Raw genomic sequence first — 24,059 nt, 5'->3', positions numbered from 1 at the left:
TTTTATACAAATTAGAAATATGAATATAAAGATAGAGACAGATAAGAATGAAATACTTGATAATGGATCAATCTTAGTTAATGTCAATGAGCCATTATATTTTAAATTGTATGATGGCACAATGAATTTTAAGATTATTTTTGAGATAATGGAGCCAGAGAGCGATCCATTAATAGAGAGACATATTATAAAAGAGGAAAATATTTATCAATTAAAAATAAAATTTCCTAGAAGGGATGGATACATAACAAGCACCATCATTCCTATGCATTTAGCTAATAAAGACGGGAAAAAAATATTTTTGAAATTTAAATTCAAGTTCAATGACTTGAAAGATGCAGGTGTTACAGAAAAGGAAAATGTCTTTGAAGATATGGTGTTTAATTATACTTGGCTGAAAAATAAATAAAATATGGCTAACGAAACTACTCAATATGTCACTGAAGATCAGACAGGCTATGCTAATCCTGCGCATGAGCTAAAAATGACTAAGCAAGAACAGAGCCATGAACAAACTATTTTAACACAAAAAAATAAACATGAACTCGAAATAATTGAAAAAAAACATCAACATGAACTAAAATGCAAAGACAAAGACTTAGGGTGGCTCGGGTTCATTTTTGGAGGCAAGGAATTAACAGCTTTAAATATATCAGGATTCTTAATATTTTTGTTACTACTCATTGGGAGTTGGCTAACATACATTGTATACAATAATAAAAATGATATTGATAATGTATTGAAAATTTGGAGCATAATTACACCTATTGTAACTTTAACATTAGGGTATATTTTTGGCAGCAAGACTTCAAAAACTAAGAAATCCAATTAGAAAATAACCAAATAGAAACCCCGCTAATGCAGGGGTTTATTTTGGCAAAGTCACCCGAATATTATTCAAGCTTTGAAAAATATGAATTTTCTTCTCCTTTGCCATTCTGTACAGAAATTCGTTTCTTTCCTGAATCGGCAGATTTAGTATGTTATCAAAAGATCCAATAGAAACCCCGTTGGTCCCACCGTCTTTTTTGAATTGCTCTCTGACTATTTCAAGTATTTGTTTTTCTATTTCTTCAATGTTTTCCATTGAGTAAAGATACTAAAAGATCCAGAACAGATAATATATAACTGCGATAATCCATAGCCAGGAAATTACACCTATAATACGCATCTGTGTGTCTTTATTCTGGAACAGAATACAATCTTTGATAAATTCCTTCATATTTTTTTTTACTTTAGTATTTTAATTGTAATTCCTCCCCGGTAATGGAGAAAAAGAGGTTCTGCAGCTGGTGGACGTCTTTAATATCTAGTCCAACAATAGGCATTCTTAACTGAGCTGTTATTCTATGCTTACATAATTGATGCTCATAAAATTCGATTATTCCAAGACCTGGAATGTTATCCCATTTTTTTACAAACCCAAACTTAAGCATCCACTCTTCTGTTAGCTCTATCGCTGAGATTTCTTCATACGAATAGTATCTGCCCCCGCCCAAGTGAATTCCAGTGGCGTAGAAACTCTTTATAATACCTTTATCAGTTATATTGCCGATTCTTAGTTCTTGTGGTGCTATCATGAGTTATAATTTTTATTTAAAATTTCAATATGTGCTTTCGCTTCCTCTGTTGTCAATCCGGATTCACAGGCCCAATCTATATATTCTTCGACATTGCAAAAAGGACAAGGGTCGTCACCACCGCTATACAGTCCGCCATCATCAGTACATTTATCTAAATCCCACAAGTAACCGTTAATACAGGTTGCATCTGGATATGAAGCACCGAAGTGTGGAAATTCCGGACATTGTTTTTTAATATCTTCCATAATTCTTGTTTTAAAGTGCCACCCTAAGATGGCACGGGGTTATAAATATCCAAATGCAATTGCAGCAATTTCGCCTATGTCTGCTAAATCTCCATAATCATCATTATCTTCAGCGCCTTCAGGATAGAATTCTGATATTTTTTTGTCCAATTCATCCCATTTATCTGCTTTCATCTTATACAAGTCTAAATGTGTAGCTAGTTTTTCCATCCAATCTTTGGTAGTTTTTGAGAAGTTGTATTCGGGATTATTAATAACTTCTCTAAGCTGATCTTGTGCTGTTTTTTCCATTGCTTTATTCTTTTTATGTGGGGTCGATCCGCACTATATATATCTAGTTATAATTAGTGCTGGTTGACCCCGCGGGTTATTTATTGGTTAAAGTTGCTTTGTTAATGTATTCTCCTTCCGGAAGCGAAAAAATATTGAAGTGCCATGATAATAATAACTGAGCTGTGGCATAGGTGAGAATTTCTAAATCAGAACATATTCCTATTTCATCAATTTCATTCGCTTCATCATCATTCCATTCCCATCCGTTTATTTCGTAAATTTTCCTAATCGGCACAAATCTTTCCCCCTCATGCTCTATCTCTTTTGTTAGATAGGAGAGATCCCAAAGTAACGGTTTAAAATCTCCGTTCAGAACCGATTCTATGTCTCTGTTTTCAATTCCTTGACCTCGCATATTGCTGAAGGTGTTTAGCTGGTAAATAGTGCCTGTTTGTGATTGTACCTGAAGGCGGTACGGCAGATAAGCACTGTATATTTTTAAAAGTTCTTCTTTATTCATTGCTTTAGTTTTTGATTTTGAAACGTGTTTTTAAGATGCTCTATTTTTAATTCAATTGACGATACTGTTGTTTTTAGTGATGAAATAATATCACCTAAATGCCCATCTTTTGAGTTAACTACGTACAATAAATGCTCAGCATCTTTTGTCAGTCTTTTTCTTATTTCAGAAAATTGTTCATCTTTTAATCCTTTTGTCATGGCTAGTAAATTGGCGGGTTAGGATACGACAATGATATATAGTGGGTAATCGTTCCAAGACGATAATCATTTCTAACACGATTACCACCATTAACAAGTATTACATTGCCTTCGGAACTGAATACAAAAAAATAACCTCCACAATTGTATTTAGGTAGATCCGCTTCACTTTCAATCTTAATCCAACCGTTATTAGTTTCGATTCTTTTTAATTGAATAGGTCGCCAAAATTCACAGCGAACTTCACATTCGGATTCTTCATCAAACCCCAAATCTTTAGGAGATAAATTCATTCTATTTCGGGACCTATCAACCCAATGATGAACTTTTAAGATATGTTGTTGCATAAATGGAGATAATAAACTCCAACTTTTACCAAAGGCTTCTTGTATTTTCTGTTCTTTTGTCATTGTTTTGTTTTTTTGGTTAATCAATTCTGATAAATGGAGAGTAACATCTTCCTTTTTCATCCAGTTTGTAACTTGCCGTCTGAAGGAATTCTATTAACTCTTTTGGCGATATACCTCCATCCAATCGCTCGTTATCCCATAATTCATAAACAGAGTATGAACCATCTTCATGCATGGTAAATGCTATTTCCATGTTATTTCGTGATTCGAAATCACTCATTAATCTTAATATTTCTTCCATAATCTTATTTTTTTATAAGTGAGTGTAAAAAAGCGATCAGTTCCGGGGATTGTTCTTTTAAATATGGATTGGAAAGGTCCCATTTCCCCAGTTGAATTATATCAGTCATGTAGCTTTGGCAATCAGATAAGGTGTCTATTTTTCCATCTTTCCAAAATACTCCGGTCATATTGTAATTCATGAAAACACTGTTATCCGGCATCCATTCCAATACATCGTTAAGCATTGGATCTTTGCCTATAACATTTTCAATTTCTCTATCTAAGTCGGTAAATGTTTCTATTCCATCTCGGTCTGAATAAACATCATAACAAGCATCGTGATAATCTCCTGTGTCGGCTATCTGACCGCCACCGCCGACCTGCAGAATTACATTCTCCCAAATAATTCCAAATTCATCTTTTCTGGTAAATTTGCAACCAACTTCTAATTCCATCAGCCGGGACAGCTTCTCCCGTATCTCCCGGGTTAGTTCTTCTAGTTCTTTCATATACCGATCTGTTTTAATGCGGAGTGGGTTAATTCAATTTTATAATGGCATAAGTCTTCAATGGTATAATTCCTATGATTCGGAAAAGAATAAACCAAATCTATATTTTCATTTTTTACATATCCAACTATTTCCCCTTTGTTTAATCCAAAAAAAGCAAACCCTTCAAACATTACTTTTTCTTTGGCTTTCCTATATTCATTTTGAACTAATGCTTCATAATCATGCTCAAATCCTCTTTTGTATTGATATAACCACTCTTTGTAGTGTACAGGCTCTTCCAATACTTTCCCCTCTTCATTTACTGGTACAAACATTCCCAATGCAAGAGGCTGGCGGAGGAAACGGCAATAAGAAATCGTTCTTTGGACATATATTCTATCCCAATCTCTTACAGGTCCGTGTTCTGTTGATGGAATTATTTTTTCTTGTTCCTCAATAAATGAGGTCATGCTGATTAGTTTCATTGTATTTTGTTTTCGGGATTCAAAATTTGTTCTTCATCCGTCATCATCTGATATAGCCAGCTTTCAACTTGCGGTCCGTGATGGTCATAGGCTTTTTTATATGCCTGTTCTGATGTATTAGCCTGAGTTATAAATACAGGTGTTGCCGTATTTCCATCTTCGTAAAACTTGAAAAAAATTTTGCGTTGGTTCTCCGCTATTCTCTTTTGCTGCTGTTCCTGGACCAAATCACAGGCATTCAAAAAATGAGAATTCATCTCATCAACTATAAACCAAGATTCAAGGCATGAGGTTAGCAAAGCATGCCAATCATTAAATCCTTGATACCTTGCATAGGCATTGAATATCTTTTTTTTCTCTTGGTGGTTCATTTTTCGATAATTTTAAATATTAGTGTTTTGGAAGGGTTGAAGTTGCGGGATTCGGCTCTTTCCCAATCAATCCGATTTTTATGACGTTTGTCAAAATTCGTTTCATCATCATCAAACAGCACCGAATTCTCTCCCCAATGCCATCCCTTCGATTCTACGGCTGAAATGAAGGATTCTAAGGCAGTATGTTTTTGATTTGATTTATGATTATCATTGGTTAAATAATTCTTAAATGTTTTGTTATAGCTACCCGTATCAACAAGATCCTTCGCAATCTGTTCAGTTAATTCTGAGCCTTTGCTGATTAATTCAAACTTCCCATCAATGTAATCACTAATATGGCTGCCTGATTCTCGGTAGAAAATGCCACATTTATCAATCTCGTAACTTTCGGAAATTCCCTCCACAATAAGAAGCCTCTCCTTAAGGGTTAATTCTAAACTTTTCATGATTCGCTTATTTTAGTTTGTTAAGTAGGTTTTCCAGCCGGGACAAAACAGCGTTTGTTGTCCCTCTTTGATTTTTATTCAGGTGTTCTAACTGCAATCGACATTCTTCTAACATATCCCGCATTTCCCCCTCGTGGTCCTCTACTTCTTCAAGCCACCAGTTAGGATATAATTCATAAGAATCTGTTTCATCCCAGAAGTTGCCATTTTTAGGCACGAAGTCAATTAAACCTAAACTTGTATAATATTGATCAGGTTGGTCCGGCAGTCTTTCTTCTGCATCAACTATTCTATATTTCTTTTCCATAATTATTTTTTTTGTATTAAAAGGCCCCGAAGGGCCTGGATTAGCAGTTACAAGAGTGAACAGAGGTTGAATGCCAAACTACCTGATCAAGGTATTGCCCTGTGCTTGGTTGGTAAACCCAGTCGATTCCCCATGTCACCTGAAACATATAACCTCCGCTATACACACACGCTGAACCGCTGTCTGCTAAATAGTCTGTATGGCACATAATCTCAGGCTTTGCATTTGCAAACTTGTTAGAAGCTAACAAAGGCTTCACTGAATTAAGAACAGTAGCATCGTCTATAACAGTCTTGGATACTGTTTTTTGAGCTTCTGTTTTCTCATTAGAGATAACCTCATTTGATTCGTTTTGGCACGCAGCCAGTGTGGCAAGCGCTAAAACGCTCGCGAAAAATAGTTTTTTCATTGAATAAAAATTTTGATTTTTCGCCTGCAAAAGAACGGTGCAGACTTCCGTGTTTTATTTTAAAAGCTCCGGATTGGAGTGAATGTTGCCGACAACAATAATTGATGAACAATAAACAGTCTGCCAACCGCCAAATGTTGTACAGTATTTACCAATTTCAACTTTTCCAATTAGACCAGTTACCCTTTCTTCCCCCTCAACTTCTGGCCTAGATTCAACATTAAATCGAACTACATCACTTTCAAATATCTCTACACCATTCTTGTCCTTTAGCCCGGTGTACTGGCCGACTGTTTCGGGTAAAACTGCATGCACAGCTTTAAAGATCCCATTTTCATAAACCTGTATACCATCCGTGAATTCTGGATCAGGCTTTTTATCTACTGATGTTTTTAGTAGATTACCTGTTACCCACTCTCTGTTATCGGCCCTCTGGCCGCGGAATTTTATTTCTCTTTTCATAACTTTTTTGATTTAAATTTTGTGAGATTTTTAAATCCGGGCTTTGGTATCCGCCACCCGGAAAAACTAACCATGAGAATTATAAGACCTTCTTATTGCCGCTTCATAATTCCATATACCACCAACTTGAGAAACCTCGGCGAAAAGTTCTTCTTTAGTTATTTCATTAATGCATTTTACGGCAATAAATCTATTAATCGCATTTGTGCAAATATGTTTACCTTCTTGAAGTCTTTTAAAGTCGTGATCACTAACTATTAAATTTTTCATGACGTTGTAATTTTAATTGTTCTGTTTTGCTTTTTACCACCAAAAGCGGGTATTACCCCGCTGATTTTACTTAACAAAACAATCTTCAATCTTGAACCAATCTCTTTGAATTACGTTATGTGTACCGCCAGAAAAATCGCCTTGTAGTTCTATCTCGTTTTCACGAATACCAACGATTTTAAATGGTTCTTTGCCCTTGTATATTTTCTTACAATAAACAGGGTAAAAACCCAATTTTAATTTGTTTTTCATTTTATTTGGTTTAAAAGTTAAAAATCCATTTCAATTCTATATTCAGATTTTAATCTGTCGTAAACTTTTTCTGTTACAGAAACTGTTTTTTCAGTGTGCGCCTTTACACCTCTACCTTTAATTTCAATTTCTTTGTTAAGCCAAAGAGTATAATAATTACCTTCAATTGAAGTAACAAGTATATCAGCTTGTTTTTTTTGAGTGTCTACAAGAGTTTCTTTGTATTCATTTCTTAATGGTGCTTCAGTTGTAAAGTATGCCGTTGCTTTCATAATGTTTGTTTTAATTGTTCTGTTTTACCTGTTTTTCAACCCCAGACCCTGTAAAAGATCTCTTTGCTTACCGCTCAAGTAGCAAGAAACATTTTTATGACCAAGCCCATTACGTTTGAATATCTCAGTTCTGAACTTGTTAGTTAGGTGGCCAGGGCCGTTTGTTCTTTCGTGAAGCCGGGCTGTTGCTATGAGCTGGTCATAAGGCATCATTTGTAATGTTTCTACTATTTCGGGCGATTTGATTGTTTTTAACTTATTGTAGATAGTTTCATTAGCCCCCGATAAATAGTCGTCTATTTGAACCTTTAGAGCCTTTATGTCAGCTTCAGATAGTTCGATTTCACCGATTGATAATTTTACTGTAAGCATTTTATTATAAATTTAAAGTTCGACTTAAGCCGCACAACAAATGTATTTGATTTTACTTTAATCGAACAAATATAAAATGTTAAAGTTTTGTTAAATGTTTTAGTAGGGTCCAACAGAATGTTATTAATAGGTATTTTTGTGCTATTAAAGTCGAATATTCATGTTAGATATATCATCACTATTAAATCAGAGGGGTTGGACCCAAGTCGAACTTGCTAAAAAAATGGGTATTGCAAAAAGCACGTTAACTGACAATTTGAAAAACCCGACGTTAGCAAAATTGAACTCAATTGCAGATGCTTTGGGCGTTCCGGTTCGTGATCTTTTCCCCATTGAAATCGAAGAGAAAGGGCAGGAGCTATTCATTAAAGATGATAAAGGTAATTTTAAGACCATCGGATTTTTGAATACAAAACCTTAACTGTTTCCTTTTGTTGTCTCGGCAGATAATTTGATTTATCGGTCCTGTTTCTCAGATATGTCCGGATGATTATTTTCAGTTCGGGCTTCATTTTTTTTGATCTCTTTTTTTATCCAGTTATACACTAAATCGTTTTTTACTAGGGTAGTGGCCATCGCTTGGAGACGCTCAAATGCATGATTTACATTTTTGTGCAGGAATTCTTTCGGGTCCCGGAAGTATTCAGACAGATGTTTTATTTCATATTGATTGAACATAGCAGACTTTGTTTTAAGGCGTTCACCATGCAGGATTGAAAACATCTTCTTTTTGATAACAATTTTCTGTGCAATAGGATCAGAGACAAACTTTCTTAAACCACCTTTTTTCAATACCAATTCGTAGAACAGGAATGCATGGTCACATTGTCGCCCTTCTTTTACTGCCTGCGTCAATACTTCCCAGTTCTTCCGCTTTTCTGCTTTTGCTTCTTCTAGGGTTCTTTCGACTTCCGGATTAATCAGTCTTTTCAGTTTCTGCATTCCAAGTGTGTGCTGCTGGCTGTGAACTTTGAATTCCTGGTAAGCCATTAATATCCGTCCAGCTTGAGCAGTTGACAGGGTAGGAAAGAACTGGATTTGATTTCCTAAAAAATCTCTCAATTCCGCCCGGGATGCCATTCGATAAGCTTCCAGTATTTCTTCGCCAGTCAAGTGATAAGGGAAAGTTCTTAAGTATGCTCCAAATTCAGAAATCGCCACCTCTGTGGGGTTTAATCCGTTTTCGTAAACAACTCCTTCGAGCTTTGGGAAGCTAATCTGAAATGCAGCAATAAGCTTTCTGCTGATCTTCTCGCGTTCTGTCATTCCGAAAACCTTGTCTTTGACAGATGGATACAAAACCTCTTTCTTTACAATCTCAGGTAGCTTCGAAATAACGGATTTCTCCATTAAGCAACTGAGTTGTCCCATCAACCTTACTTCCACCTGCTCTGATTGTACCAGATCCGCTGTTTGTGTTAAAATTATTTGATTGTCCATTTTGCCTAATTGGTTTTATATGGGGAATAGTATTCTGTATTTTTAGTTTCCACTTTTCAATCTTTTTGCCATATCCATCTTTCCAACCTGATGCAACCCAGGTGTCATATTTGGATTCGATTTGAGATTTATATTGATCTCTGATTCCAATTTTATTTTCTTCGATGTATTCAAGAGCATAATTTGTAAAATCTTCTTTAGTAGGAATATCTTTATTTATACTTTTATCTTTATTTACATCTTCATCTTCATTTATATATAGCTTAAGCATTTGCTCAAGCACTTGCTTGTGTTTTGCTTGTTCTATTTCTTCATCATTCATTTGGAATAAAGAATCTTTTAATCTTGCTAAATACTTCGTATTAAAGCCTTTTATGGTTTTAGCAAGCTTGATAATCACTCCAATATTGCCACTTTTGGCGCGTTTTGACTTAAAGTCTTGACGCTTGGAGATTATCTCATCTGCGAAGTTGTTTCTCCATTTTCCTTCGCAAAGCTTAAACTTTAGCTTAAGCACTTGCTCAAGCATTTGCTCAAGCATTTGGTACTCACTTGGTAGTATTCTACATATTCCTGCAATGACATCGGTATCATCCGGTATGCCTTCAGGGTTGTCATATTGGTAGAATAGCAGGTCCATGTACCACGCCCGCAAATGTGCTTTCATGCCATTTGTTGACGATATCCACTTATCAAAATAGATAAGCACAGCTGGATCTTTTGCCATATCATACGTATATCTTATAAATTCAAAGCAATTTGTACCAGGCAATAACCTGTATTTTCTTTTGAGATTCCGTACTTTTTAATCAATCTTCACATCTGTTGCCGGACTCAATAACGTTCAAAAAACAACTATTCTACTTGTGATTCACATCGCACAATTGTAATTAAGGAAGCAGGATCTGTTTTGTGTTCTCTGGTTTCGATAATTTCGATAATGTTCAGCTTGTTGTCTGTCCTGTTTGGTTTATGGAGCAGTGTTTTATGGTAAACAGTAGCGGTATCGTTAATTACTGGAATTAAATTACGCGAATGAATCACTGAAAAAGTGTCCTTGCTGTATTGGAACATTGCAATGTAATTTGACATAGTTTAAAGTTTTAATTGGTTAATCTCTCTAATGAATGACTGTTCTCTTTTGAGTAAGCCCAAACATAGCCGCCGGCACTTTTCTTATTTCCAGATGCATTGTGACTGATTGCTGATCTGTCAATACCTGTATTCAAAGAAGCATCTAAAATAGATTTGTAAGATTTTATAAGAATGCCAGCCTTTGAAAACTGATGTATTTCTGTAAAACGTTTATTCTTGTAAGGAGAAATTGGTTTAATTTCCTGGCCAGTGTTTTTCTTTCTCCATTGGAATCCTGCAGAAGTTATTTGCTTTCTTACTGCTTGGGATATAGCTTTAAACGATACTTTATAATATTCAGCCACAGCATAATAATTTTTCCACTCTTTTATAAAATTGCCGTTTAAGTCATATTGCAGAATCGGTTTGATGTTTGATAATTGACTTCTAAGCATTCCAGTTCCATGTCTAATGTTTTCTAACTCTGTACACCAATGTAAATTGGAAACGGCATTATTTGTCTTATCTTCATCAATATGATTTACTTGAGGTAAATTATAAGGATTAGGGAGAAATGCATTTGCAACAGTTCTATGAATGCTAGTTGTATTACATTTGTTATCTTTCCATAAGCTAATTTTTAGATAACCATCCTTGTCAGGGCTTCCTTGTTTAATTTTTTCAGGTATAGGTTGGTTTGTGTAAGTTTTATACCTGTTAAGTTTACGAACAGTTCTTTTTACAGATTTAACAATTCCTAAATTACTCACAACGTACAAACCCTCGTAACCAACCACGTCTTTCCAAATTTCTTCCATTGCTTTTTTATTTTAAGTATCCTAATTCTTTTGCTTCTCTGGGGTTATCATGAATCCAAGTATGACCATCTCGGCTTACCGCTAACCAGTATCTTTCATCAAGTAGGAGAGGAATGTTATTTATTCTCGCCCATTCATCAGCAAAACCGATTCTTTTCATTACGTGATGAACATCTGTTGTAGGCTGACCTGTTACCGGACATATCTTATTTTCCGGTTTAGACATGAATACAATTTTCTGAACTGTATACTTTGCATTCTCTACTGCCCTTTTTTTTGACACCTTTGGAAGAGGTTTTCTGATTTTAATCTCTTTTGGTCTCTTTTCAGAATTAATCTGATTTCTATATGCTTTATAGTGAGTCTGGCATCTCTTTGCTATCAGAGGCCGATACGGAGCATCGGGAGGGCAGTCCAGGCATTTGCCCGTTTTGATTTTTATTGTACTATTCATTGGTTCGTATATTTTGCTTGGAAATGATCCAGATCAGAGATTTTGAAATATTTTTTGTTGCCGTTTTTCTTCACGCAGGGGATTTTACTCTTTGATTGCCTGCGGGTGAAAGCATTGTAGGAAAGGCATAAGTAAACTGCTGCATCTTTGCTACTGAGCATGCCTGCTGTGTCTTCTTGTTTTACCCGTTCTCGGGAAAACTGACTTTCACCCTTTTTTAAGAAAACTACTTTTCTCGGAATAAGTTTATCTTTTGCCAAAACTTCCAGAGCTTTTTCATGCTCTACTTTCTTTTGAGAGCGGGAGCAAACGTGATTAACGTCGCTTGTTATTGTTATGTCTTTTTTAGCCATATCTAAATTATTTCTATGTGTTTACTAGGGTTAGGAAGCGACATGTAATAATCCATGTCGTAGATGAAATTTTTGCGCGTAGCTTCGACTTCTGACTTCGTGAGGACTTTGTGAAGTTTGTCTAAATACCAGATGTAAAAGTTCATGTGGTCTTCTTTATCGTAGACCTTACGCACTTGGTTGCTTTGTGGGTGGTGTATGATTGACATTAGTTTTCATTTTTGATCTGATTTAATAATTTGTTCAGTCCTCTGCCATCTTTTATAGTTTTTCCAGTGTGCCATCCGGAGTAAGGGAAAAGCAGAATAGTGCTGCCTTTGTATTCAAATGATATTGCTGTATCATTCTGAATAATCACATCAAATCCCAGGGCTTTGATTTTATCAACTGCGAACTGAACTCTTCCGGGTTCTAGTTGTTTTTGTCTTTCTATGTTTAATCGTGCCATTTTTAAGGGATTTTAAAATTTCTTCTTTGTATTGCTTTGCAGCTTTTGCTTTTTTCAAAAGGTTTTCCAGGTAAGGCTTGTCTTTTGTAATTTCTATGGAGTGGTAGTGGTGATCCGAGTTGTAAAACCGATCATCAAAGCTTACAAATAGACATTTGTCAGTGCCGGTTAAATACATATTGAGCTGCATTTGTCCGTAGTACTTTTGAAGTTCAGATTTAACTTCGTCTTGTGTTTTTAGGAGCAGATAATCTAAATGTGTTTTAGATAATGGACACTTTACTTCACAGGACATGATATGTCTGATTATAACGTCCGGCGTACCTCCAATACCCAGTTCATCATCATAGAAGAAAACAAAGCCATTTTGCGAGGTGTATATGAAATCATCATCATCAACTGTCTTGCCTAATTCTTTTGCTATTCGAAGAACAGCAATCGGTTCAGCTTCGTTGCCACGCTCCATTGCTGAATTATAATAATTCGGTTCGCGAGGTGCAAGCTTTTGAACAGCTCTCTCTTTTACATATGCTTTAGCTCCAACGCTTAAAACTTCATCTTTTTTCTTCGGCTCCGGAAGAATACGGTAAATTTCACTTGACGTTAAGTAATCAGCCCGGAACTCTTCCCAATCCTCTTTGTTTTCAAATACAGCATACTTTATCATAACTTCATTTTTTCAGCGTTAGACTTGACTGGGGTGGAAAGATTTATATCAAGTATAAATGGTACCAGATCAGCCCTGTTTAGGTTAGCCCCGAAGATGTTACCGAACATATCACAAGCGTCTTTAACAGCTAGTGTTTTTGCTAATGGAAAAGCCATTGATATTGCACCATTATTTATGTTAGCTAAGTCAGCAGGTGAAGTACCTTTAGCGGTTTGTAATTGGCTTGCACCAATGCCATCATGAAAATACCATTCACCATTGATAGGGCTTTTAAAATGAACCCTTACCGTTACCCATACACCATTGAATGAAGAACCTTGTCCCGTTATTTCGATTTTGTATTCTTTGAAAATCTTTCTCAAAAGATGCTCTACTTTGTCGATAGGCAAATACTCAAAAGGTACTTTTTGCTTTTGTCCATTAACAATGATCTCTTTTCTAATGATGGGATGTTTGGTTATCCATTTTTTAGGTGGATTCTGACTTAGTAGAAAATTCAACTGGTCATTTTTCCAGGCAAGATCTAAGTCTGTTGTTAAATCTGCTATTGTGGGTAATTTTTGAAGATCTGACATGCTATTTAGTTTAAGCGTTAAAAATGTCTATCTGCTTTCTGATCACCGGCAAGCTGTCACCGATCATTGTTTCTCTTCTCTTCTTTTGCGGGTAATATTTGAATTGTGTGCCATAGGATTCGATTACCCAACCGCGGTAAGTTTCTTTGTAATTTTTCATGTGTTAATTTATTTTGAGTTAATTTATTTTGCTAAATCTCTGACCATCGCTGTCAGTGCGTCATTTTTAGCCTTTCGGCTGGCGGTAGATAGTCCCACCTTGCTACCGCCATCTTGCTTTTTGGAAGCGTTTTTTTGTTCGAGAAATCGATAAATATGTTCTATCGGTATTTGCTCTAATATCTTTGTGCTTAAACTTTTCATGCTGATTTTTTTAATCGGTGTTTTTCAAATTTTGCAAGAGTGCAGATAACTGAGGCTCTGAAGTCACGAGCAGAAAACCATTGTACCCACTTTTCATGCGAAATGAACCGGCTCTTAAATCTGTTTTTAAGTCTCATTGTTGTTTTGTTAGAAATTCAATGAATTCACGATAATAAACCCTCAAAAAACCTGAGACAACAAGCCCGGCAAGGGCAAATATTGTATTTTGGTAGTTCACCGCAGTTTTACCTGCGTTAGCTTCACAATCTGACATCATTATTAATATCGATGTCGCTATTATGAGATTCAGAGCTGTTTTCATTAGAATTCTTTTTGCATTTTAATTCTCAAATCGGCATAATCATACTCACTTTCATCTTCAGAAGTAGAGTAGTTGTACATTAAGTAGCATTCAACTGCTCTTTCGAGTTCAGGGCTTATTTCGGCTATCTTTTCGCCTTCTTCAGCCAGGCAGAACTTTGAGTCTGTGAAATCAATACAGATCGTTGGTGTTATCTGCAAATAGCCAGTGTACACCCCGTAAGTCGGGTTGAAGTCAACTTCACCTGTAATGAAATTTTCATTTTCAAGTCTTTGAAATGCAATATTTTCGAGAGATGGTATTGAGATGGTAGTTAGCATGATTTTGAGAGTTTTTGAGTTAAATACAGTCGATGACTTTCTTTACTTCTTTTTTGCAGCTTCGGGCCTTTTGTATTTTAGCCTCTGCGTTTTCACTTGCTTTTAAAAGCAATAATTTCACTGCTGGCAGGTTGTACTCAGAAACAGAATTTCGACGGTACATTACGTCTCTTAATGTTGAAGAGCTAACCCCGTTTACCTTACTTATGATATCGGCCCGGTCATCTTTAGTAGTAAATTCTTTCAAGTACTCAGATAATATGGGCGAAATCGCTTCTCTAATTTTTATCATTACTTATATATTTTGTATTTTCGTAAACTAATTACTAACACTTGCGTTGTAATTATAGTACAATATTACATAACAATTGTTAAGTATACAAAACATTTGTAAAGTATTTTTACTTAACATTTGTAAAGTATTGATAACCAGTGAGAAAAATTTTATATGAGAAACGAGAAGAAGAGATTTGGCAAACTTTATAAGTCTACAATTTTAAGGGCTTTGTTTATGGAATATCTCGTTAAATTGCATGGTAATCAGAAAATGACACTTATGCATTTCGTAAATGAATATAAAGACGAAAGTGAATTATGGAATAATGTTGACATGGACTACATGAAAGAAGAAATGTCCTACTTGGAGAATTTAGGATTAATTGAATTCACCAATGAGGAAGGTGTTAGATTAACTGATAAAGGTTTTGCAAATGTAGAAAAAGGCGTGTATTGGGATCGGATGAAGGCAATGACTAGCGAAGTGAGATCATTCAGAAACCAAGTTATTGTAATTGTTATTGCTTCATTATCAGCGTTATTATCAGCCATAACATTAGGAGTAAAATTATTGGAAAAATAACAATAATGGATCGATAGATTAAGCTTTCAATAAAGCCACGAAAATCTGATTTTAAATAGCAGACAATGAGATGCAGTCTAACAAACCATAATGGAAACCAACGGTTGTATTTAGAATATAGGACTAGTTCATATAACCAACGTTCACGTTTTGGAGTTATCCAGCCGGGGTATTTTTTGTCTAAGTCTGTATCTGATTCCATAACCATTTAATATTTTATACAAATATATGAAAGAAAAAGAAAATAATAAACAAATGTTAAGTATTCCAGAAGTAAATGTAAGGTTTATGCAGGTTCTTTCATATTACAACTACAATGGATATAAGTCGTCAAAGGAAGTTGTAGAAATTTCCCAGGCTAAAATTTCACATGTTAAAAGTGGAAGAAACAAACCTGGATTAGACTTAATAGCAGCATTGTTAAAAAAGTTTCCGGAAGTAAACGCTCGCTGGCTGATAGTTGGGGAAGGTGAAATGTTGACATCAGAAAATGGATACTCTCAATCTTTACCTTCGGATATGTCGGATGAACTTATTGTCGAAAATATGCGAAATAAAGGGGTTAAGGATCTACAAGATCGAAAAATTCTAGTTCTTACTGAAAAAATTGAAAAATTTATGAAAGAATTGGATAAGTTTAAATCTTCAATTAAAAATTAATTTTTGAAACTTGTAGTTCTTGTTATTTCCAAAAAAATTTCTGCTCTTAATTAGAATGTAGCCGAAATTTTTAGACAATTCTTGCATATCTAAAAAAGTAACATCAGCAACTTTGTTAAATTCATCTCTGATTTCATCGGCTTTCGTAAGATAATCATCAGCTGCAAGAGATCCGGACTTATAATCATCCCACAATTGATCACTGATAGACAATAAAATTTTAATCCTCTCTTTTTTTTCTAAAAACTTCATGTTACTTTTTCTCTCTAATTATTGATGAATATCTATCTAAAGTTTTATTGAGGAATTCGTTTTTAGATTCCATGCTGGCGTAGTATCTTGCCTTTTTTAGCAATAAAACAGCAATAGTAAAAAACAAAATAAATAAAGTAATTTGAGTAATGAAATATGCAAAGTTAGTACTGACAAATAAATAATTGATAACTATTACAACTTGTAAATATGCCGATAAATATACAGCATAGTAACTTTTTTTATGGGCACCAAATCGACCTCCATATGCTATAAAAAGATAGCTGACTGGCATAGCGAAGAAAAAAATTGCACTATCTAAGTCAATAGCTTTTGCACCCGGAACGTGTAATACAATTGAACTTGTATCAAAAAAATTTCTTATTATATTATTTAAAAAAGGAAGAATGGAAGACATCAATACAAGTATTGTTGCCCTCCTCTGTGTTACAGCTTTACTACCAGGGCTTATCGGGTTTTGTTGGGTCGACAACTGGATCTGGTCCGATTCCTGTTGATGGTGGTAATGTTGATGTTCCATTTGAGTTTGATATGCCAGAATTGGGAGGAAGAGGCACGCTCAATGTGTCGCCAATTTTACTGACTTCTAATTTATTAGTGGTTATTTTATTATTTTTATATTCAACATGATCTGATGTTGAACTGTTAACTGGCTCATCTCTGTCAGTTGAACAAGAAAAAAGTAAAATGCTACCACCAAGAGCTAATAAAATAGTTTTTGTTTTCATTAATTGTAAAAGTTTTATAATTAGCGATAAAAATAACTAAAATATAGGCAGGTTGGAAATAATATTTCACCAGTTCTCGAATTGCTAATATAAATAAATAATTCATTCGACAATGAAAAATTTTATATTCTAAACATATTTTATAATCAGTCAAAACAAAGATTATTACGGGAACCCGTAAAATCGAGTAGTTTATATTTCTATATTTGTGGAAAAATGATTCAATGAAAAAGACAATTACATTATTTGGAATCCTGATGTCAGTTTTTATATTTTCGCAGGAGCTAAAATACGAGGAAGTGGTAAAAGTTGATTCTACAATAACAAAAGAAGAATTATACAATCGTGCCCAAAGCTGGTATGCTGCAACTTATAAAAGCGAAAAGGATGTAATGAGTATTGAGGATAAGGAACTGGGTGAGATTTCAGGAAATGGATCGATTAGATATGATCCAAGAGGACTATATTTTGGAGCTGATTGTGCTAGAGGATGGATAATGTATAAAATTAATATCTATATAAAGGAAGGTAGGTATAAATATAACTTTCATTCGTTTGTTCACGAAGGCACCAGATGTTCCGGTGGAGGAGGCTTAGTTTCTTATGGGATATTAACGTATGATGAAAAACCAAAAAGAGGAGCCAATAAAGGGTGGAGAGAGGTGAAAGAATTGGTAAACACACGTATAGAAAATCTAATTAAGTCTTTGACCGATTCTATGGCTAAGAATCATGAAACAAATAACGACTGGTAGAATTACAGGGCACTCCTTATATTTTTCTCAAGTGTATCAGCAATTAAGTTTTGAAGAATTTGGATGTCATTAAGGTTTTTCAGATCAATTAGAAAGTTTATTTGTTCGTCAAAAGTCATTTCATTAGAAATAAAATGCAAAAACATTGCAGACTTTAGTATAGCAGTAAGAATATTGAGTTTGATAATGTCAGAAAAAAAAGGAACATAATCACTCATCGTTTGAAAAGAGGTATTCTTCAAACTTATTTCTTTAAGTTGATCTGGCGATTCGATATTAAGAAAGAATGAAAAAATTATTTCGGAATCTATATTTTTTCTTAGAAATTCTTTTTTACTTTCATCAAAAGGAAGGCCTGAAATGACATTTTCTTTCTCAAGTTCAATAACATCTTTATTTTCTAGTATGTGTTTCATGATGTAAAAATACAATAATTAAATAGGCTAACAATAGATGACATAAACTGTCTATTTTTTATTCGATATTAATTTGCAATAAATGCCCTATTATAGATACATTTACAGGATTAAAATTAGTAACAAAAAAAGTAACAAACCGTAACACTTCGGAGTAAAACAACAAAATAAAACCCTTTAGAAACACGATTAATACGTATAAAATTACTGAAAAGCAGATTTCGGCTCCGACAGTGAGGGTTCGAATCCTTCTGCGGTCACTTTAGCCCCTGTTTAGGGGCTTTTTTGTTGGTTTATCCACACTTTTACACCCACTTTTTATTTTTTTTAGCATCAAAAGTTTTAAATATTATAATTTCCCCTAAAATCAAATTTTTGTTTTATTTGTATATTAGAAGAATTAATACTTATAACTATGAACTACTTAACGAAATGTTCACTGTTTATTGAACTTTACCTAAATGAAGATACAGAAAAGCCAGGGGGAATAGGAACTGCTTTTTTAGTTCAATCTGCTAAGAAAGATGTTTTTTTAGTAACAAATTGGCATTGTGTTACCGGTATTAATCCTGAAACGAATGAGAATATGTCAAAAAATGGGGTCATACACCCTGAAATTATGGATGTTCATTTTTTAAAAAAAGGCAGTGAAAGAGAATGGGTCATTAAAAGAATTCGGCTTTTAGATCATGATGGAAACAAATTGTATACTGAACATCCTAATGGACCTACAATTGATGTCGTTATCATTAAAATTGATAATTTTGATGATGTAGATTTATATTTTATGGGAAATGGTGTTTCCGCAGAGCTGTTCGATATAGAAATCACAAACAATGTTAGCATTATAGGCTTTCCAAAAGGCATCAGCACGGGTGGTAAATTCCCTATTTGGAAAACCGGGCATATTGCAAGTGAATTTGAATTAAATCACGACAATAAACCTATGTTCTTAATTGACGCATCAACCAGAGAAGGAATGAGTGGTTCACCCGTTTATTGTATAAACGGATTATCTACAAAAGTTGGTTCGCAAATATCAATGTTCCATGCCATTACACCAATTAATTTTCTTGGTATTTATGCTGGCAGACTTGGAGTTGATACTGAGATTGGCAGAGTTTTCAGGCTTGAAGCGCTGGATGAAGTTATAGGACATTATAATAGACTAAACTCTTAAAGTAAAACCCCAACAAAATAATTTAACTATGTACGAATTTAATTTATACAATATTTTAGGAAGCATAATAATAGCTGGTGTCATGGCATTAATTGTAAAGTACAATCTACCGAAGAAAGATAAATAAAAATATCACCTGTTTTTTGATCAGTATGAATATGGATACGGTTGTAGTTTTAAAAATATTCTCACAGTATATTCATGCATGAAATAAGAAGAGATTTACAGCTTGTCAGGAAAGAGATGACCTGATTATAATATCATTTTATTGCTTTACTAATGTCATTTTTTGGCTGAACTAACTGAAAAATGAAAGAGAATCATCAAACAAATACACCATTGGAAACAGACGAAGAAACTAAAAAAATAGAAGAGATTTTGGGCATAACCTCTCAGGAGGAGGACAAAAAGCCTTATCCTATCAGAAGATTAGAGCTCAAAGATTTAATAATTGATGATTTTTCCAAATTTTTGCCCTATCTCAGCGGGCTGAACACTTTATATCTCACCAACTGTACTATTCCCGGTTTTTCTGATTTATTGAAATTGGAGCATTGCCATTATTTCTATCTGGATAATGTGACGTTCAGAAATCATGACTGCACAGTAATAAGGGATTTCCCGGAGGAGATCCGCTTTTCCAATATGAGTTTTGATGCCGGCTGTCTTAGAGGTCTCCATACATCAGTGGACAAAGTAATTAAGCAGCTTACAATCAAAAACTGTCATGTTGATAATATTCAGGAACTGAACAATATCGACGGTCTGTATTCATTAGGTCTTCATAAGATAACCTTTACTTACAAACCAAAAAAAATAAAGCAGGGATCTGTCAGAAGGATATATATTTCCGACTCACAGTTTGACGATGTTTCTTTTATACCCTTTGATCAATCAGTATCTGATATTAGTTTCTATAATTGCAGGATAGGGAGCATTGCCGGACTTTTGGGGTTTAAGAAGCTTGAGGAAATCGGTATAGATACCGATACCACCGTTGAAGACACAGAAGAGCATGAAAATCCTTTTAATAAAAAAATAAGCTGCCATTTCGCGACAGGAGAAAAACCATTCAGTTTAAAAAACGTATTATCCCTTAAAAATTGTATTAGCCAGTTAGAATTTAATTATTTTAAAGAAAAAACAATTGATGATCTCGGGAAATTTGAAAAGGTAGACCGCCTGCTATTTGGTGAGTCCAGGTTTTATGCAGATGCTTTTTTACCCATTGCCAGGCAGATCAGAAGAGTTGAAATGAGCAACTCTGTTATCAAAAAACATACTTATTTCAAACATTTTCCCAATCTGACGAGCTTTGAGTTCAGATGTCATGAAGACAATCATATACAATCCCGGAATTTTTCAAGACTGCTTCCGCTCAAGGATCAGCTGAAAGAGCTGGATTTTTATGAATCCCTTGAATGTCCGGCAGCCTATCAGATCGGACAGTTTACAGCCCTGGAAACTTTAAAAATGGGTGCTGAAGTTTCAGCAGAAACCGCAGAGTCTATCCTGACCTTAAAAAAGCTGAAAAAATTAGAGCTCAATGTTGAAAAAACGAAGCAGACTTTCGATATAGGAAGCTTAAAAAAGCTGGAATTTTTAATTTTTAATTCAAGAGTTGGTTTCACCGGATTTGAGCATTTGAAACGCCTAAAATCCCTGGAGATAGTGAATTTCCAAAAATTTGATATTACCACACTTCCCAAAATGAAATCTTTAAAAAGGTTGAAGTTTTACGGACATAATGGTAACATTAAGGGACTGAACCGGTTTCCTAATTTAGAATTCCTTCAGATTCATACAGCGGGGAGACTGGAGTTGAAAACCATGAAAAAGCTGAAAGTTCTGGATCTTCAAAGCAATAAAATGAAAGATTTTTCTTCGTTTGAAACCTTACCCGCCCTTGAAAAATTAGATTTATCAAATCTTTGGGATAAAATGAATTTAAAAGGGATATCAAAATTTCCCAATCTGAAATGGCTCTCCCTCTTAGAAAGTTATGAGATAGATGATATTTCAGGCTTAGAGCCGCTAAAAAAGCTGGAGCGTCTTGATTTATACGAAACAGAAGTTACAGATGTGCGGGTACTGAACACTCTGCCCAATTTAAAGGAAGTTAATTTAGCAGTGAAGAATTCTAAAGAATTAAATCTCAAGTCGCAGCTGGACCGTCCGGAAATAGGCATTTACAGCGGATTGCCGACGATTAATTTATCGATCTGGAAAAGGGATGAATTCGGGATTTAAAAAAGGCTGTAATATACTTGTGTGTATGCAGTCATTCTCTTATTGTATTCATTGATGTTTTTTTTTGTGCACCTCTCGAATATCCGCTCTGATTGAACGGATTTCTTTGGTATCATAACGGATATGTATTTAAACAAAAGTTTTATTTATCAGCTTAATTTTAATTTATATATTGTGCTCCCGTTTTACATGATTAATCCGGAATTTTATAATAAAGAAAAAATAAGCATAATAATAAAACAATATTAATCCTTGATGAGAAGAGAATACTCTTTTTAAGATCGATTAATCTGATAAAAACCATGAAAACCAAATTGTACTTGTGCCTGCTAATGGTAGCGGTAACTTCTATTACAATGTCTGCACAGAAAAAGACTCCGGCAGATCAGTTCATAAGCTATTTCAATAACTACCAGAAAAACGAATTAGCGATGATGACAACACCGGATTTTAGATTCAAAAATGAATCCTCGGATGAAATTTTGAACAGATATGATTTTTTTACCTTTTATTTTGATGATTCCGAAACGCTGCTTTCCAAATATAAGGTCATTAAAAAAACGGAACAAAAGGATAAAACCTATTATGTGGTAGAAGAACAGTCACAGTTTTTTAAATTGCTCGACGTTAAATTTCCGAAATGGAATATGACCATCTCCACAGTAGAAGGAGAGGTAGATGAAGTGGTACTTACACCAACTGAGGGCTATGATGCTTATATGAAGGAACTGAAATCCAAAACAGAGAAATTTGATGCATGGATGACTGAGCATTATCCAAAGGTGAATCTGGAAGAATTAACAGACCCGTTCCCCATTCTGGAATATCTGAATAAATATGTTAAATCCAAAGGAATCCCTTTATCCGGTTTGCAGAAATATGATGAATCTACCGGCATACCGGAAATTTTAACAGATAAAGATTCAAAGGCTGAGGGCATGGACTGCGTGCATCAAAATAAATTAACGGAAGCCGAAAGAACCTCTTTTTATCCTTTCAATAAAGCTAAAAAAATACTCTTAATCTCCTTTACGGATAAAGATAAAGAATTATCGTATTATGCTGAAACTTCCAGAATAACCGATTTGTCAATCGCTCAATCAACTAAACAGCTGAATAAAGTCGATATTAACAGATTAACTGACATCTTTTATAATTACGGGTATAAAAAACTGGAAATGATCGTCAATGAGAAACTGGATTGTCCCGAATTTAAAAATGCAATCGTTTTTCTTGATGAAAACGACAAACCTTTTGAATATATTGCCCTGTCTTTTGATTGCGGCCAGATTGAGTTCAGTTCCCGAAAAATGAATTATGGCCGGGAATGCAATACCAAAAGAGAACTCCTGGAAGTATTTTTTGTTTCCAAAGGAGTTGATATTTTTCCACAAACCCCTAAAAAACCATGAAAACCAAATTATACCTCTGCCTGTTAATGGCAGCCGTAAATTCTGTGACAGTATCTGCACAGAAAATGAACACAGCAGATAAGTTTTTAGACTATTTCAACAACTATCAGAAAAAAGAATTAGCGGGTATAATAACCCCTGATTTTAAATTCAAAAGAAAATTTTCAAAAGTCGTTACAGACCGGAAAGAATTTTTAAACAAATATTTAGAAGATTCCGAAACGTTAATTGCTAAATTTGAAGTGATTAGTAAACCGGAAGGGAAAAATCAGAACTATTATGTAGTAGAGGACCAGTCGCAGTATCTGAAATTGCTTGACGTACAATTTCCGAAATGGAATATGACCATCACCACAGCCGCAGGAAAGGTAAGCCAGGTGATGCTTGCTCCTACTGAGGATTATGATAATTACGTGACGGATCTGGCTTCAAAAACAGAACAGTTTAATGCCTGGATGCAAGAGAATCACCCTGAAGTGAATCTGGAAAAGCTGAAGGATCTGTCCCGGGATCTTGAATATTTATACGAATATATCGAATCCAAAGGAATCCTTTTATCTGATCTCCAGCAATATGATGAATCTGTCGGGGCAGTAGTAGCCGTAACAGACAGCAAATCGCCGGCTGATAACATGACCTGCATGCACCGTAATAAACTGACGGAAACGAAAAGGGCTTCTTTTTATCCTTTTAATAAAGCTAAAAAGGTACTGTTGATTTCTTTACATGATAAAGACTGGAAATTAGATTATAATGCTAAGTCTTCTAAAATAATCGATATTTCAAAAGCAATATCGTCTAAACAGCTTAACAAAGCTGACCTTAACAGATTAACTGATTTATTTTATAATTACGGTTTTAAAAAAATGGAACTGGTAAAAACGATGAAGGAAGAATATGAATGTTCCGGATTAAAAAATGCAATCATATTTCTGGATGAAAAGGGAAACCCTTTTGAATACATAGCGTTCGCTTTTGATTGTGATGAAGTAGAGTTCAGTTCCCAAAAAGTAAGTTATGGTGATGACTGTACAACAAAAAGAGGATTGCTGGAGCAGTTTTTTATTTCTAACGGAATTGAAACCGGCGAATAAAC

Annotated in this window: 45 protein-coding genes; 10 read left to right on the top strand and 35 right to left on the bottom strand. The window is 34.7% G+C overall.

Annotated features, from left to right (window positions below):
* Window positions 1–19 precede the first annotated feature (19 nt).
* Window positions 20–409 carry a DUF6864 domain-containing function gene (locus tag AC106S_RS02910; protein ID WP_482437632.1) on the top strand — a complete coding sequence of 130 codons (390 nt, stop codon included), beginning with the start codon at window positions 20–22 and terminating at the stop codon, window positions 407–409.
* Between the two features lie 3 nt (window positions 410–412).
* Window positions 413–832: a hypothetical protein gene (locus AC106S_RS02905; protein ID WP_482437631.1), complete on the top strand. Its 420-nt coding sequence runs from the start codon at window positions 413–415 to the stop codon at window positions 830–832.
* 36 nt (window positions 833–868) lie between these two features.
* On the opposite strand, the gene AC106S_RS02900 is transcribed toward AC106S_RS02905, so the two are convergent.
* The 19 genes from AC106S_RS02900 to AC106S_RS02810 all read right to left on the bottom strand — a co-directional run bounded on the left by AC106S_RS02900 (window position 869) and on the right by AC106S_RS02810 (window position 7,593).
* Entirely contained in the window at window positions 869–1,087 is a 219-nt protein-coding gene (locus tag AC106S_RS02900) for a hypothetical protein (RefSeq protein WP_482437630.1), read from the bottom strand.
* A gap of 148 nt (window positions 1,088–1,235) precedes the next feature.
* Complete coding sequence (locus AC106S_RS02895) at window positions 1,236–1,580, bottom strand: hypothetical protein (RefSeq protein ID WP_482437629.1); 345 nt, start codon at window positions 1,578–1,580, stop codon at window positions 1,236–1,238.
* Window positions 1,577–1,828 (bottom strand): hypothetical protein, encoded by a 252-nt coding sequence (locus AC106S_RS02890; protein ID WP_482437628.1) that lies wholly within the window; start codon window positions 1,826–1,828, stop codon window positions 1,577–1,579. The genes AC106S_RS02895 and AC106S_RS02890 overlap by 4 nt, the downstream gene beginning before the upstream one ends.
* A 39-nt stretch (window positions 1,829–1,867) precedes the next feature.
* Window positions 1,868–2,119: a hypothetical protein gene (locus AC106S_RS02885; protein ID WP_482437627.1), complete on the bottom strand. Its 252-nt coding sequence runs from the start codon at window positions 2,117–2,119 to the stop codon at window positions 1,868–1,870.
* A gap of 76 nt (window positions 2,120–2,195) precedes the next feature.
* Window positions 2,196–2,621 carry a hypothetical protein gene (locus tag AC106S_RS02880; protein WP_482437626.1) on the bottom strand — a complete coding sequence of 142 codons (426 nt, stop codon included), beginning with the start codon at window positions 2,619–2,621 and terminating at the stop codon, window positions 2,196–2,198.
* Window positions 2,618–2,821 carry a hypothetical protein gene (locus tag AC106S_RS02875; protein ID WP_482437625.1) on the bottom strand — a complete coding sequence of 68 codons (204 nt, stop codon included), beginning with the start codon at window positions 2,819–2,821 and terminating at the stop codon, window positions 2,618–2,620. The genes AC106S_RS02880 and AC106S_RS02875 overlap by 4 nt, the downstream gene beginning before the upstream one ends.
* A gap of 2 nt (window positions 2,822–2,823) precedes the next feature.
* The gene (locus AC106S_RS02870) at window positions 2,824–3,231 is read right to left on the bottom strand and encodes a hypothetical protein (protein ID WP_482437624.1); all 408 of its coding nucleotides are present in this window, start codon (window positions 3,229–3,231) and stop codon (window positions 2,824–2,826) included.
* Window positions 3,232–3,247: 16 nt separating this feature from the next.
* The gene (locus tag AC106S_RS02865; protein WP_482437623.1) at window positions 3,248–3,472 is read right to left on the bottom strand and encodes a hypothetical protein; all 225 of its coding nucleotides are present in this window, start codon (window positions 3,470–3,472) and stop codon (window positions 3,248–3,250) included.
* A 4-nt stretch (window positions 3,473–3,476) separates the two neighbouring features.
* Complete coding sequence (locus AC106S_RS02860) at window positions 3,477–3,962, bottom strand: hypothetical protein (RefSeq protein ID WP_482437622.1); 486 nt, start codon at window positions 3,960–3,962, stop codon at window positions 3,477–3,479.
* Entirely contained in the window at window positions 3,959–4,429 is a 471-nt protein-coding gene (locus tag AC106S_RS02855) for a hypothetical protein (protein WP_482437621.1), read from the bottom strand. The genes AC106S_RS02860 and AC106S_RS02855 overlap by 4 nt, the downstream gene beginning before the upstream one ends.
* Entirely contained in the window at window positions 4,426–4,800 is a 375-nt protein-coding gene (locus AC106S_RS02850; RefSeq protein WP_482437620.1) for a hypothetical protein, read from the bottom strand. The genes AC106S_RS02855 and AC106S_RS02850 overlap by 4 nt, the downstream gene beginning before the upstream one ends.
* Window positions 4,797–5,249: a hypothetical protein gene (locus tag AC106S_RS02845; RefSeq protein WP_482437619.1), complete on the bottom strand. Its 453-nt coding sequence runs from the start codon at window positions 5,247–5,249 to the stop codon at window positions 4,797–4,799. The genes AC106S_RS02850 and AC106S_RS02845 overlap by 4 nt, the downstream gene beginning before the upstream one ends.
* Window positions 5,250–5,256: 7 nt before the next feature.
* Window positions 5,257–5,556 (bottom strand): hypothetical protein, encoded by a 300-nt coding sequence (locus tag AC106S_RS02840; RefSeq protein ID WP_482437618.1) that lies wholly within the window; start codon window positions 5,554–5,556, stop codon window positions 5,257–5,259.
* Window positions 5,557–5,596: 40 nt separating this feature from the next.
* Window positions 5,597–5,965, bottom strand: a complete 369-nt coding sequence (locus AC106S_RS02835; RefSeq protein WP_482437617.1) for a hypothetical protein — start codon at window positions 5,963–5,965, stop codon at window positions 5,597–5,599.
* A gap of 54 nt (window positions 5,966–6,019) precedes the next feature.
* Window positions 6,020–6,427 carry a YopX family protein gene (locus AC106S_RS02830; RefSeq protein WP_482437616.1) on the bottom strand — a complete coding sequence of 136 codons (408 nt, stop codon included), beginning with the start codon at window positions 6,425–6,427 and terminating at the stop codon, window positions 6,020–6,022.
* Between the two features lie 66 nt (window positions 6,428–6,493).
* Window positions 6,494–6,697, bottom strand: coding sequence for a hypothetical protein (locus AC106S_RS02825; RefSeq protein WP_482437615.1), 204 nt, complete (start codon window positions 6,695–6,697; stop codon window positions 6,494–6,496).
* A gap of 66 nt (window positions 6,698–6,763) precedes the next feature.
* Entirely contained in the window at window positions 6,764–6,949 is a 186-nt protein-coding gene (locus tag AC106S_RS02820) for a hypothetical protein (protein WP_482437614.1), read from the bottom strand.
* A 17-nt stretch (window positions 6,950–6,966) separates the two neighbouring features.
* Window positions 6,967–7,221, bottom strand: a complete 255-nt coding sequence (locus AC106S_RS02815; protein WP_482437613.1) for a hypothetical protein — start codon at window positions 7,219–7,221, stop codon at window positions 6,967–6,969.
* Window positions 7,222–7,245: 24 nt separating this feature from the next.
* The gene (locus tag AC106S_RS02810; RefSeq protein ID WP_482437612.1) at window positions 7,246–7,593 is read right to left on the bottom strand and encodes a hypothetical protein; all 348 of its coding nucleotides are present in this window, start codon (window positions 7,591–7,593) and stop codon (window positions 7,246–7,248) included.
* 160 nt (window positions 7,594–7,753) lie between these two features.
* Here AC106S_RS02810 and AC106S_RS02805 point away from each other — a divergent pair, with 160 nt between their 5' ends.
* Window positions 7,754–8,014: a helix-turn-helix domain-containing protein gene (locus AC106S_RS02805; RefSeq protein WP_482437611.1), complete on the top strand. Its 261-nt coding sequence runs from the start codon at window positions 7,754–7,756 to the stop codon at window positions 8,012–8,014.
* 35 nt (window positions 8,015–8,049) lie between these two features.
* On the opposite strand, the gene AC106S_RS02800 is transcribed toward AC106S_RS02805, so the two are convergent.
* The 12 genes from AC106S_RS02800 to AC106S_RS02745 form a co-directional block, all read right to left on the bottom strand.
* On the bottom strand, window positions 8,050–8,943 hold the full coding sequence (locus tag AC106S_RS02800) for a hypothetical protein (protein WP_482437610.1): 894 nt from the start codon (window positions 8,941–8,943) through the stop codon (window positions 8,050–8,052).
* A complete protein-coding gene (locus AC106S_RS02795; RefSeq protein ID WP_482437609.1) occupies window positions 8,912–9,760 on the bottom strand; it encodes a DUF1376 domain-containing protein in 849 nt (282 codons plus the stop codon). The genes AC106S_RS02800 and AC106S_RS02795 overlap by 32 nt, the downstream gene beginning before the upstream one ends.
* A 376-nt stretch (window positions 9,761–10,136) precedes the next feature.
* Window positions 10,137–10,925, bottom strand: coding sequence for an NUMOD4 domain-containing protein (locus tag AC106S_RS02790; RefSeq protein WP_482437608.1), 789 nt, complete (start codon window positions 10,923–10,925; stop codon window positions 10,137–10,139).
* 7 nt (window positions 10,926–10,932) lie between these two features.
* Entirely contained in the window at window positions 10,933–11,379 is a 447-nt protein-coding gene (locus tag AC106S_RS02785; RefSeq protein ID WP_482437607.1) for a hypothetical protein, read from the bottom strand.
* Window positions 11,376–11,732, bottom strand: coding sequence for a hypothetical protein (locus AC106S_RS02780; RefSeq protein WP_482437606.1), 357 nt, complete (start codon window positions 11,730–11,732; stop codon window positions 11,376–11,378). The genes AC106S_RS02785 and AC106S_RS02780 overlap by 4 nt, the downstream gene beginning before the upstream one ends.
* 383 nt (window positions 11,733–12,115) lie before the next feature.
* Complete coding sequence (locus AC106S_RS02775; RefSeq protein WP_482437605.1) at window positions 12,116–12,847, bottom strand: YqaJ viral recombinase family protein; 732 nt, start codon at window positions 12,845–12,847, stop codon at window positions 12,116–12,118.
* A complete protein-coding gene (locus AC106S_RS02770; protein ID WP_482437604.1) occupies window positions 12,844–13,425 on the bottom strand; it encodes a hypothetical protein in 582 nt (193 codons plus the stop codon). The genes AC106S_RS02775 and AC106S_RS02770 overlap by 4 nt, the downstream gene beginning before the upstream one ends.
* A 10-nt stretch (window positions 13,426–13,435) precedes the next feature.
* A complete protein-coding gene (locus AC106S_RS02765; RefSeq protein ID WP_482437603.1) occupies window positions 13,436–13,585 on the bottom strand; it encodes a hypothetical protein in 150 nt (49 codons plus the stop codon).
* A 23-nt stretch (window positions 13,586–13,608) separates the two neighbouring features.
* Window positions 13,609–13,788 (bottom strand): hypothetical protein, encoded by a 180-nt coding sequence (locus tag AC106S_RS02760; RefSeq protein ID WP_062699757.1) that lies wholly within the window; start codon window positions 13,786–13,788, stop codon window positions 13,609–13,611.
* A 133-nt stretch (window positions 13,789–13,921) separates the two neighbouring features.
* Window positions 13,922–14,110, bottom strand: a complete 189-nt coding sequence (locus AC106S_RS02755) for a hypothetical protein (RefSeq protein ID WP_482437602.1) — start codon at window positions 14,108–14,110, stop codon at window positions 13,922–13,924.
* Complete coding sequence (locus tag AC106S_RS02750; protein ID WP_482437601.1) at window positions 14,110–14,430, bottom strand: hypothetical protein; 321 nt, start codon at window positions 14,428–14,430, stop codon at window positions 14,110–14,112. Before AC106S_RS02750 ends, AC106S_RS02755 begins: the two co-directional genes overlap by 1 nt.
* Before the next feature lie 19 nt (window positions 14,431–14,449).
* Window positions 14,450–14,722 (bottom strand): hypothetical protein, encoded by a 273-nt coding sequence (locus tag AC106S_RS02745; protein ID WP_482410303.1) that lies wholly within the window; start codon window positions 14,720–14,722, stop codon window positions 14,450–14,452.
* A gap of 156 nt (window positions 14,723–14,878) precedes the next feature.
* On the opposite strand from AC106S_RS02745, the gene AC106S_RS02740 reads away from it, so the two are divergent.
* Window positions 14,879–15,289, top strand: coding sequence for a hypothetical protein (locus tag AC106S_RS02740; RefSeq protein WP_482437600.1), 411 nt, complete (start codon window positions 14,879–14,881; stop codon window positions 15,287–15,289).
* Window positions 15,290–15,517: 228 nt separating this feature from the next.
* Window positions 15,518–15,949: a hypothetical protein gene (locus tag AC106S_RS02735; protein WP_482437599.1), complete on the top strand. Its 432-nt coding sequence runs from the start codon at window positions 15,518–15,520 to the stop codon at window positions 15,947–15,949.
* Here AC106S_RS02735 and AC106S_RS02730 read toward each other — a convergent pair.
* Genes AC106S_RS02730 through AC106S_RS02720 form a run of 3 tightly spaced genes read right to left on the bottom strand, consistent with a single transcriptional unit; the run spans window position 15,935 to window position 16,950 of the window.
* Window positions 15,935–16,201, bottom strand: coding sequence for a hypothetical protein (locus AC106S_RS02730; RefSeq protein ID WP_482437598.1), 267 nt, complete (start codon window positions 16,199–16,201; stop codon window positions 15,935–15,937). The genes AC106S_RS02735 and AC106S_RS02730 overlap by 15 nt on opposite strands.
* Before the next feature lies 1 nt (window position 16,202).
* Window positions 16,203–16,619 carry a hypothetical protein gene (locus AC106S_RS02725; protein WP_482437597.1) on the bottom strand — a complete coding sequence of 139 codons (417 nt, stop codon included), beginning with the start codon at window positions 16,617–16,619 and terminating at the stop codon, window positions 16,203–16,205.
* A 40-nt stretch (window positions 16,620–16,659) separates the two neighbouring features.
* Window positions 16,660–16,950 carry a hypothetical protein gene (locus AC106S_RS02720; RefSeq protein ID WP_482437596.1) on the bottom strand — a complete coding sequence of 97 codons (291 nt, stop codon included), beginning with the start codon at window positions 16,948–16,950 and terminating at the stop codon, window positions 16,660–16,662.
* A 224-nt stretch (window positions 16,951–17,174) separates the two neighbouring features.
* On the opposite strand from AC106S_RS02720, the gene AC106S_RS02715 reads away from it, so the two are divergent.
* Window positions 17,175–17,705: a DUF4468 domain-containing protein gene (locus tag AC106S_RS02715; protein WP_482437595.1), complete on the top strand. Its 531-nt coding sequence runs from the start codon at window positions 17,175–17,177 to the stop codon at window positions 17,703–17,705.
* Window positions 17,706–17,707: 2 nt separating this feature from the next.
* Here the strand turns inward: AC106S_RS02715 and AC106S_RS02710 are convergent, their stop codons facing one another.
* Window positions 17,708–18,121, bottom strand: a complete 414-nt coding sequence (locus tag AC106S_RS02710; protein WP_482437594.1) for a hypothetical protein — start codon at window positions 18,119–18,121, stop codon at window positions 17,708–17,710.
* 415 nt (window positions 18,122–18,536) lie between these two features.
* On the opposite strand from AC106S_RS02710, the gene AC106S_RS02705 reads away from it, so the two are divergent.
* From AC106S_RS02705 to AC106S_RS02690, 4 genes are all read left to right on the top strand, one after another.
* Window positions 18,537–19,301, top strand: coding sequence for a S1 family peptidase (locus AC106S_RS02705; RefSeq protein WP_482437593.1), 765 nt, complete (start codon window positions 18,537–18,539; stop codon window positions 19,299–19,301).
* 309 nt (window positions 19,302–19,610) lie between these two features.
* On the top strand, window positions 19,611–21,551 hold the full coding sequence (locus AC106S_RS02700) for a leucine-rich repeat domain-containing protein (protein ID WP_482437592.1): 1,941 nt from the start codon (window positions 19,611–19,613) through the stop codon (window positions 21,549–21,551).
* Between the two features lie 302 nt (window positions 21,552–21,853).
* Entirely contained in the window at window positions 21,854–22,963 is a 1,110-nt protein-coding gene (locus AC106S_RS02695) for a hypothetical protein (RefSeq protein WP_482437591.1), read from the top strand.
* On the top strand, window positions 22,960–24,057 hold the full coding sequence (locus tag AC106S_RS02690; protein WP_482437590.1) for a hypothetical protein: 1,098 nt from the start codon (window positions 22,960–22,962) through the stop codon (window positions 24,055–24,057). Before AC106S_RS02695 ends, AC106S_RS02690 begins: the two co-directional genes overlap by 4 nt.
* The last annotated feature ends 2 nt before the right edge of the window (window positions 24,058–24,059 follow it).

Source organism: Chryseobacterium sp. FR054 (genome assembly GCF_056844565.1).
Note: the sequence above shows the minus strand (reverse complement) of the source record. Positions and strands in the feature narration are given on the sequence as shown.

Bases quoted from the DNA above. Each gene is read 5' to 3' on its own strand.
- AC106S_RS02910 (WP_482437632.1), top strand. From the start codon at position 20: ATGAATATAAAGATAGAGACAGATAAGAATGAAATACTTGATAATGGA.
- AC106S_RS02905 (WP_482437631.1), top strand. From the start codon at position 413: ATGGCTAACGAAACTACTCAATATGTCACTGAAGATCAGACAGGCTAT.
- AC106S_RS02900 (WP_482437630.1), bottom strand. From the start codon at position 1,087: ATGGAAAACATTGAAGAAATAGAAAAACAAATACTTGAAATAGTCAGA.
- AC106S_RS02895 (WP_482437629.1), bottom strand. From the start codon at position 1,580: ATGATAGCACCACAAGAACTAAGAATCGGCAATATAACTGATAAAGGT.
- AC106S_RS02890 (WP_482437628.1), bottom strand. From the start codon at position 1,828: ATGGAAGATATTAAAAAACAATGTCCGGAATTTCCACACTTCGGTGCT.
- AC106S_RS02885 (WP_482437627.1), bottom strand. From the start codon at position 2,119: ATGGAAAAAACAGCACAAGATCAGCTTAGAGAAGTTATTAATAATCCC.
- AC106S_RS02880 (WP_482437626.1), bottom strand. From the start codon at position 2,621: ATGAATAAAGAAGAACTTTTAAAAATATACAGTGCTTATCTGCCGTAC.
- AC106S_RS02875 (WP_482437625.1), bottom strand. From the start codon at position 2,821: ATGACAAAAGGATTAAAAGATGAACAATTTTCTGAAATAAGAAAAAGA.
- AC106S_RS02870 (WP_482437624.1), bottom strand. From the start codon at position 3,231: ATGACAAAAGAACAGAAAATACAAGAAGCCTTTGGTAAAAGTTGGAGT.
- AC106S_RS02865 (WP_482437623.1), bottom strand. From the start codon at position 3,472: ATGGAAGAAATATTAAGATTAATGAGTGATTTCGAATCACGAAATAAC.
- AC106S_RS02860 (WP_482437622.1), bottom strand. From the start codon at position 3,962: ATGAAAGAACTAGAAGAACTAACCCGGGAGATACGGGAGAAGCTGTCC.
- AC106S_RS02855 (WP_482437621.1), bottom strand. From the start codon at position 4,429: ATGAAACTAATCAGCATGACCTCATTTATTGAGGAACAAGAAAAAATA.
- AC106S_RS02850 (WP_482437620.1), bottom strand. From the start codon at position 4,800: ATGAACCACCAAGAGAAAAAAAAGATATTCAATGCCTATGCAAGGTAT.
- AC106S_RS02845 (WP_482437619.1), bottom strand. From the start codon at position 5,249: ATGAAAAGTTTAGAATTAACCCTTAAGGAGAGGCTTCTTATTGTGGAG.
- AC106S_RS02840 (WP_482437618.1), bottom strand. From the start codon at position 5,556: ATGGAAAAGAAATATAGAATAGTTGATGCAGAAGAAAGACTGCCGGAC.
- AC106S_RS02835 (WP_482437617.1), bottom strand. From the start codon at position 5,965: ATGAAAAAACTATTTTTCGCGAGCGTTTTAGCGCTTGCCACACTGGCT.
- AC106S_RS02830 (WP_482437616.1), bottom strand. From the start codon at position 6,427: ATGAAAAGAGAAATAAAATTCCGCGGCCAGAGGGCCGATAACAGAGAG.
- AC106S_RS02825 (WP_482437615.1), bottom strand. From the start codon at position 6,697: ATGAAAAATTTAATAGTTAGTGATCACGACTTTAAAAGACTTCAAGAA.
- AC106S_RS02820 (WP_482437614.1), bottom strand. From the start codon at position 6,949: ATGAAAAACAAATTAAAATTGGGTTTTTACCCTGTTTATTGTAAGAAA.
- AC106S_RS02815 (WP_482437613.1), bottom strand. From the start codon at position 7,221: ATGAAAGCAACGGCATACTTTACAACTGAAGCACCATTAAGAAATGAA.
- AC106S_RS02810 (WP_482437612.1), bottom strand. From the start codon at position 7,593: ATGCTTACAGTAAAATTATCAATCGGTGAAATCGAACTATCTGAAGCT.
- AC106S_RS02805 (WP_482437611.1), top strand. From the start codon at position 7,754: ATGTTAGATATATCATCACTATTAAATCAGAGGGGTTGGACCCAAGTC.
- AC106S_RS02800 (WP_482437610.1), bottom strand. From the start codon at position 8,943: ATGGAGAAATCCGTTATTTCGAAGCTACCTGAGATTGTAAAGAAAGAG.
- AC106S_RS02795 (WP_482437609.1), bottom strand. From the start codon at position 9,760: ATGGCAAAAGATCCAGCTGTGCTTATCTATTTTGATAAGTGGATATCG.
- AC106S_RS02790 (WP_482437608.1), bottom strand. From the start codon at position 10,925: ATGGAAGAAATTTGGAAAGACGTGGTTGGTTACGAGGGTTTGTACGTT.
- AC106S_RS02785 (WP_482437607.1), bottom strand. From the start codon at position 11,379: ATGAATAGTACAATAAAAATCAAAACGGGCAAATGCCTGGACTGCCCT.
- AC106S_RS02780 (WP_482437606.1), bottom strand. From the start codon at position 11,732: ATGGCTAAAAAAGACATAACAATAACAAGCGACGTTAATCACGTTTGC.
- AC106S_RS02775 (WP_482437605.1), bottom strand. From the start codon at position 12,847: ATGATAAAGTATGCTGTATTTGAAAACAAAGAGGATTGGGAAGAGTTC.
- AC106S_RS02770 (WP_482437604.1), bottom strand. From the start codon at position 13,425: ATGTCAGATCTTCAAAAATTACCCACAATAGCAGATTTAACAACAGAC.
- AC106S_RS02765 (WP_482437603.1), bottom strand. From the start codon at position 13,585: ATGAAAAATTACAAAGAAACTTACCGCGGTTGGGTAATCGAATCCTAT.
- AC106S_RS02760 (WP_062699757.1), bottom strand. From the start codon at position 13,788: ATGAAAAGTTTAAGCACAAAGATATTAGAGCAAATACCGATAGAACAT.
- AC106S_RS02755 (WP_482437602.1), bottom strand. From the start codon at position 14,110: ATGAAAACAGCTCTGAATCTCATAATAGCGACATCGATATTAATAATG.
- AC106S_RS02750 (WP_482437601.1), bottom strand. From the start codon at position 14,430: ATGCTAACTACCATCTCAATACCATCTCTCGAAAATATTGCATTTCAA.
- AC106S_RS02745 (WP_482410303.1), bottom strand. From the start codon at position 14,722: ATGATAAAAATTAGAGAAGCGATTTCGCCCATATTATCTGAGTACTTG.
- AC106S_RS02740 (WP_482437600.1), top strand. From the start codon at position 14,879: ATGAGAAACGAGAAGAAGAGATTTGGCAAACTTTATAAGTCTACAATT.
- AC106S_RS02735 (WP_482437599.1), top strand. From the start codon at position 15,518: ATGAAAGAAAAAGAAAATAATAAACAAATGTTAAGTATTCCAGAAGTA.
- AC106S_RS02730 (WP_482437598.1), bottom strand. From the start codon at position 16,201: ATGAAGTTTTTAGAAAAAAAAGAGAGGATTAAAATTTTATTGTCTATC.
- AC106S_RS02725 (WP_482437597.1), bottom strand. From the start codon at position 16,619: ATGTCTTCCATTCTTCCTTTTTTAAATAATATAATAAGAAATTTTTTT.
- AC106S_RS02720 (WP_482437596.1), bottom strand. From the start codon at position 16,950: ATGAAAACAAAAACTATTTTATTAGCTCTTGGTGGTAGCATTTTACTT.
- AC106S_RS02715 (WP_482437595.1), top strand. From the start codon at position 17,175: ATGAAAAAGACAATTACATTATTTGGAATCCTGATGTCAGTTTTTATA.
- AC106S_RS02710 (WP_482437594.1), bottom strand. From the start codon at position 18,121: ATGAAACACATACTAGAAAATAAAGATGTTATTGAACTTGAGAAAGAA.
- AC106S_RS02705 (WP_482437593.1), top strand. From the start codon at position 18,537: ATGAACTACTTAACGAAATGTTCACTGTTTATTGAACTTTACCTAAAT.
- AC106S_RS02700 (WP_482437592.1), top strand. From the start codon at position 19,611: ATGAAAGAGAATCATCAAACAAATACACCATTGGAAACAGACGAAGAA.
- AC106S_RS02695 (WP_482437591.1), top strand. From the start codon at position 21,854: ATGAAAACCAAATTGTACTTGTGCCTGCTAATGGTAGCGGTAACTTCT.
- AC106S_RS02690 (WP_482437590.1), top strand. From the start codon at position 22,960: ATGAAAACCAAATTATACCTCTGCCTGTTAATGGCAGCCGTAAATTCT.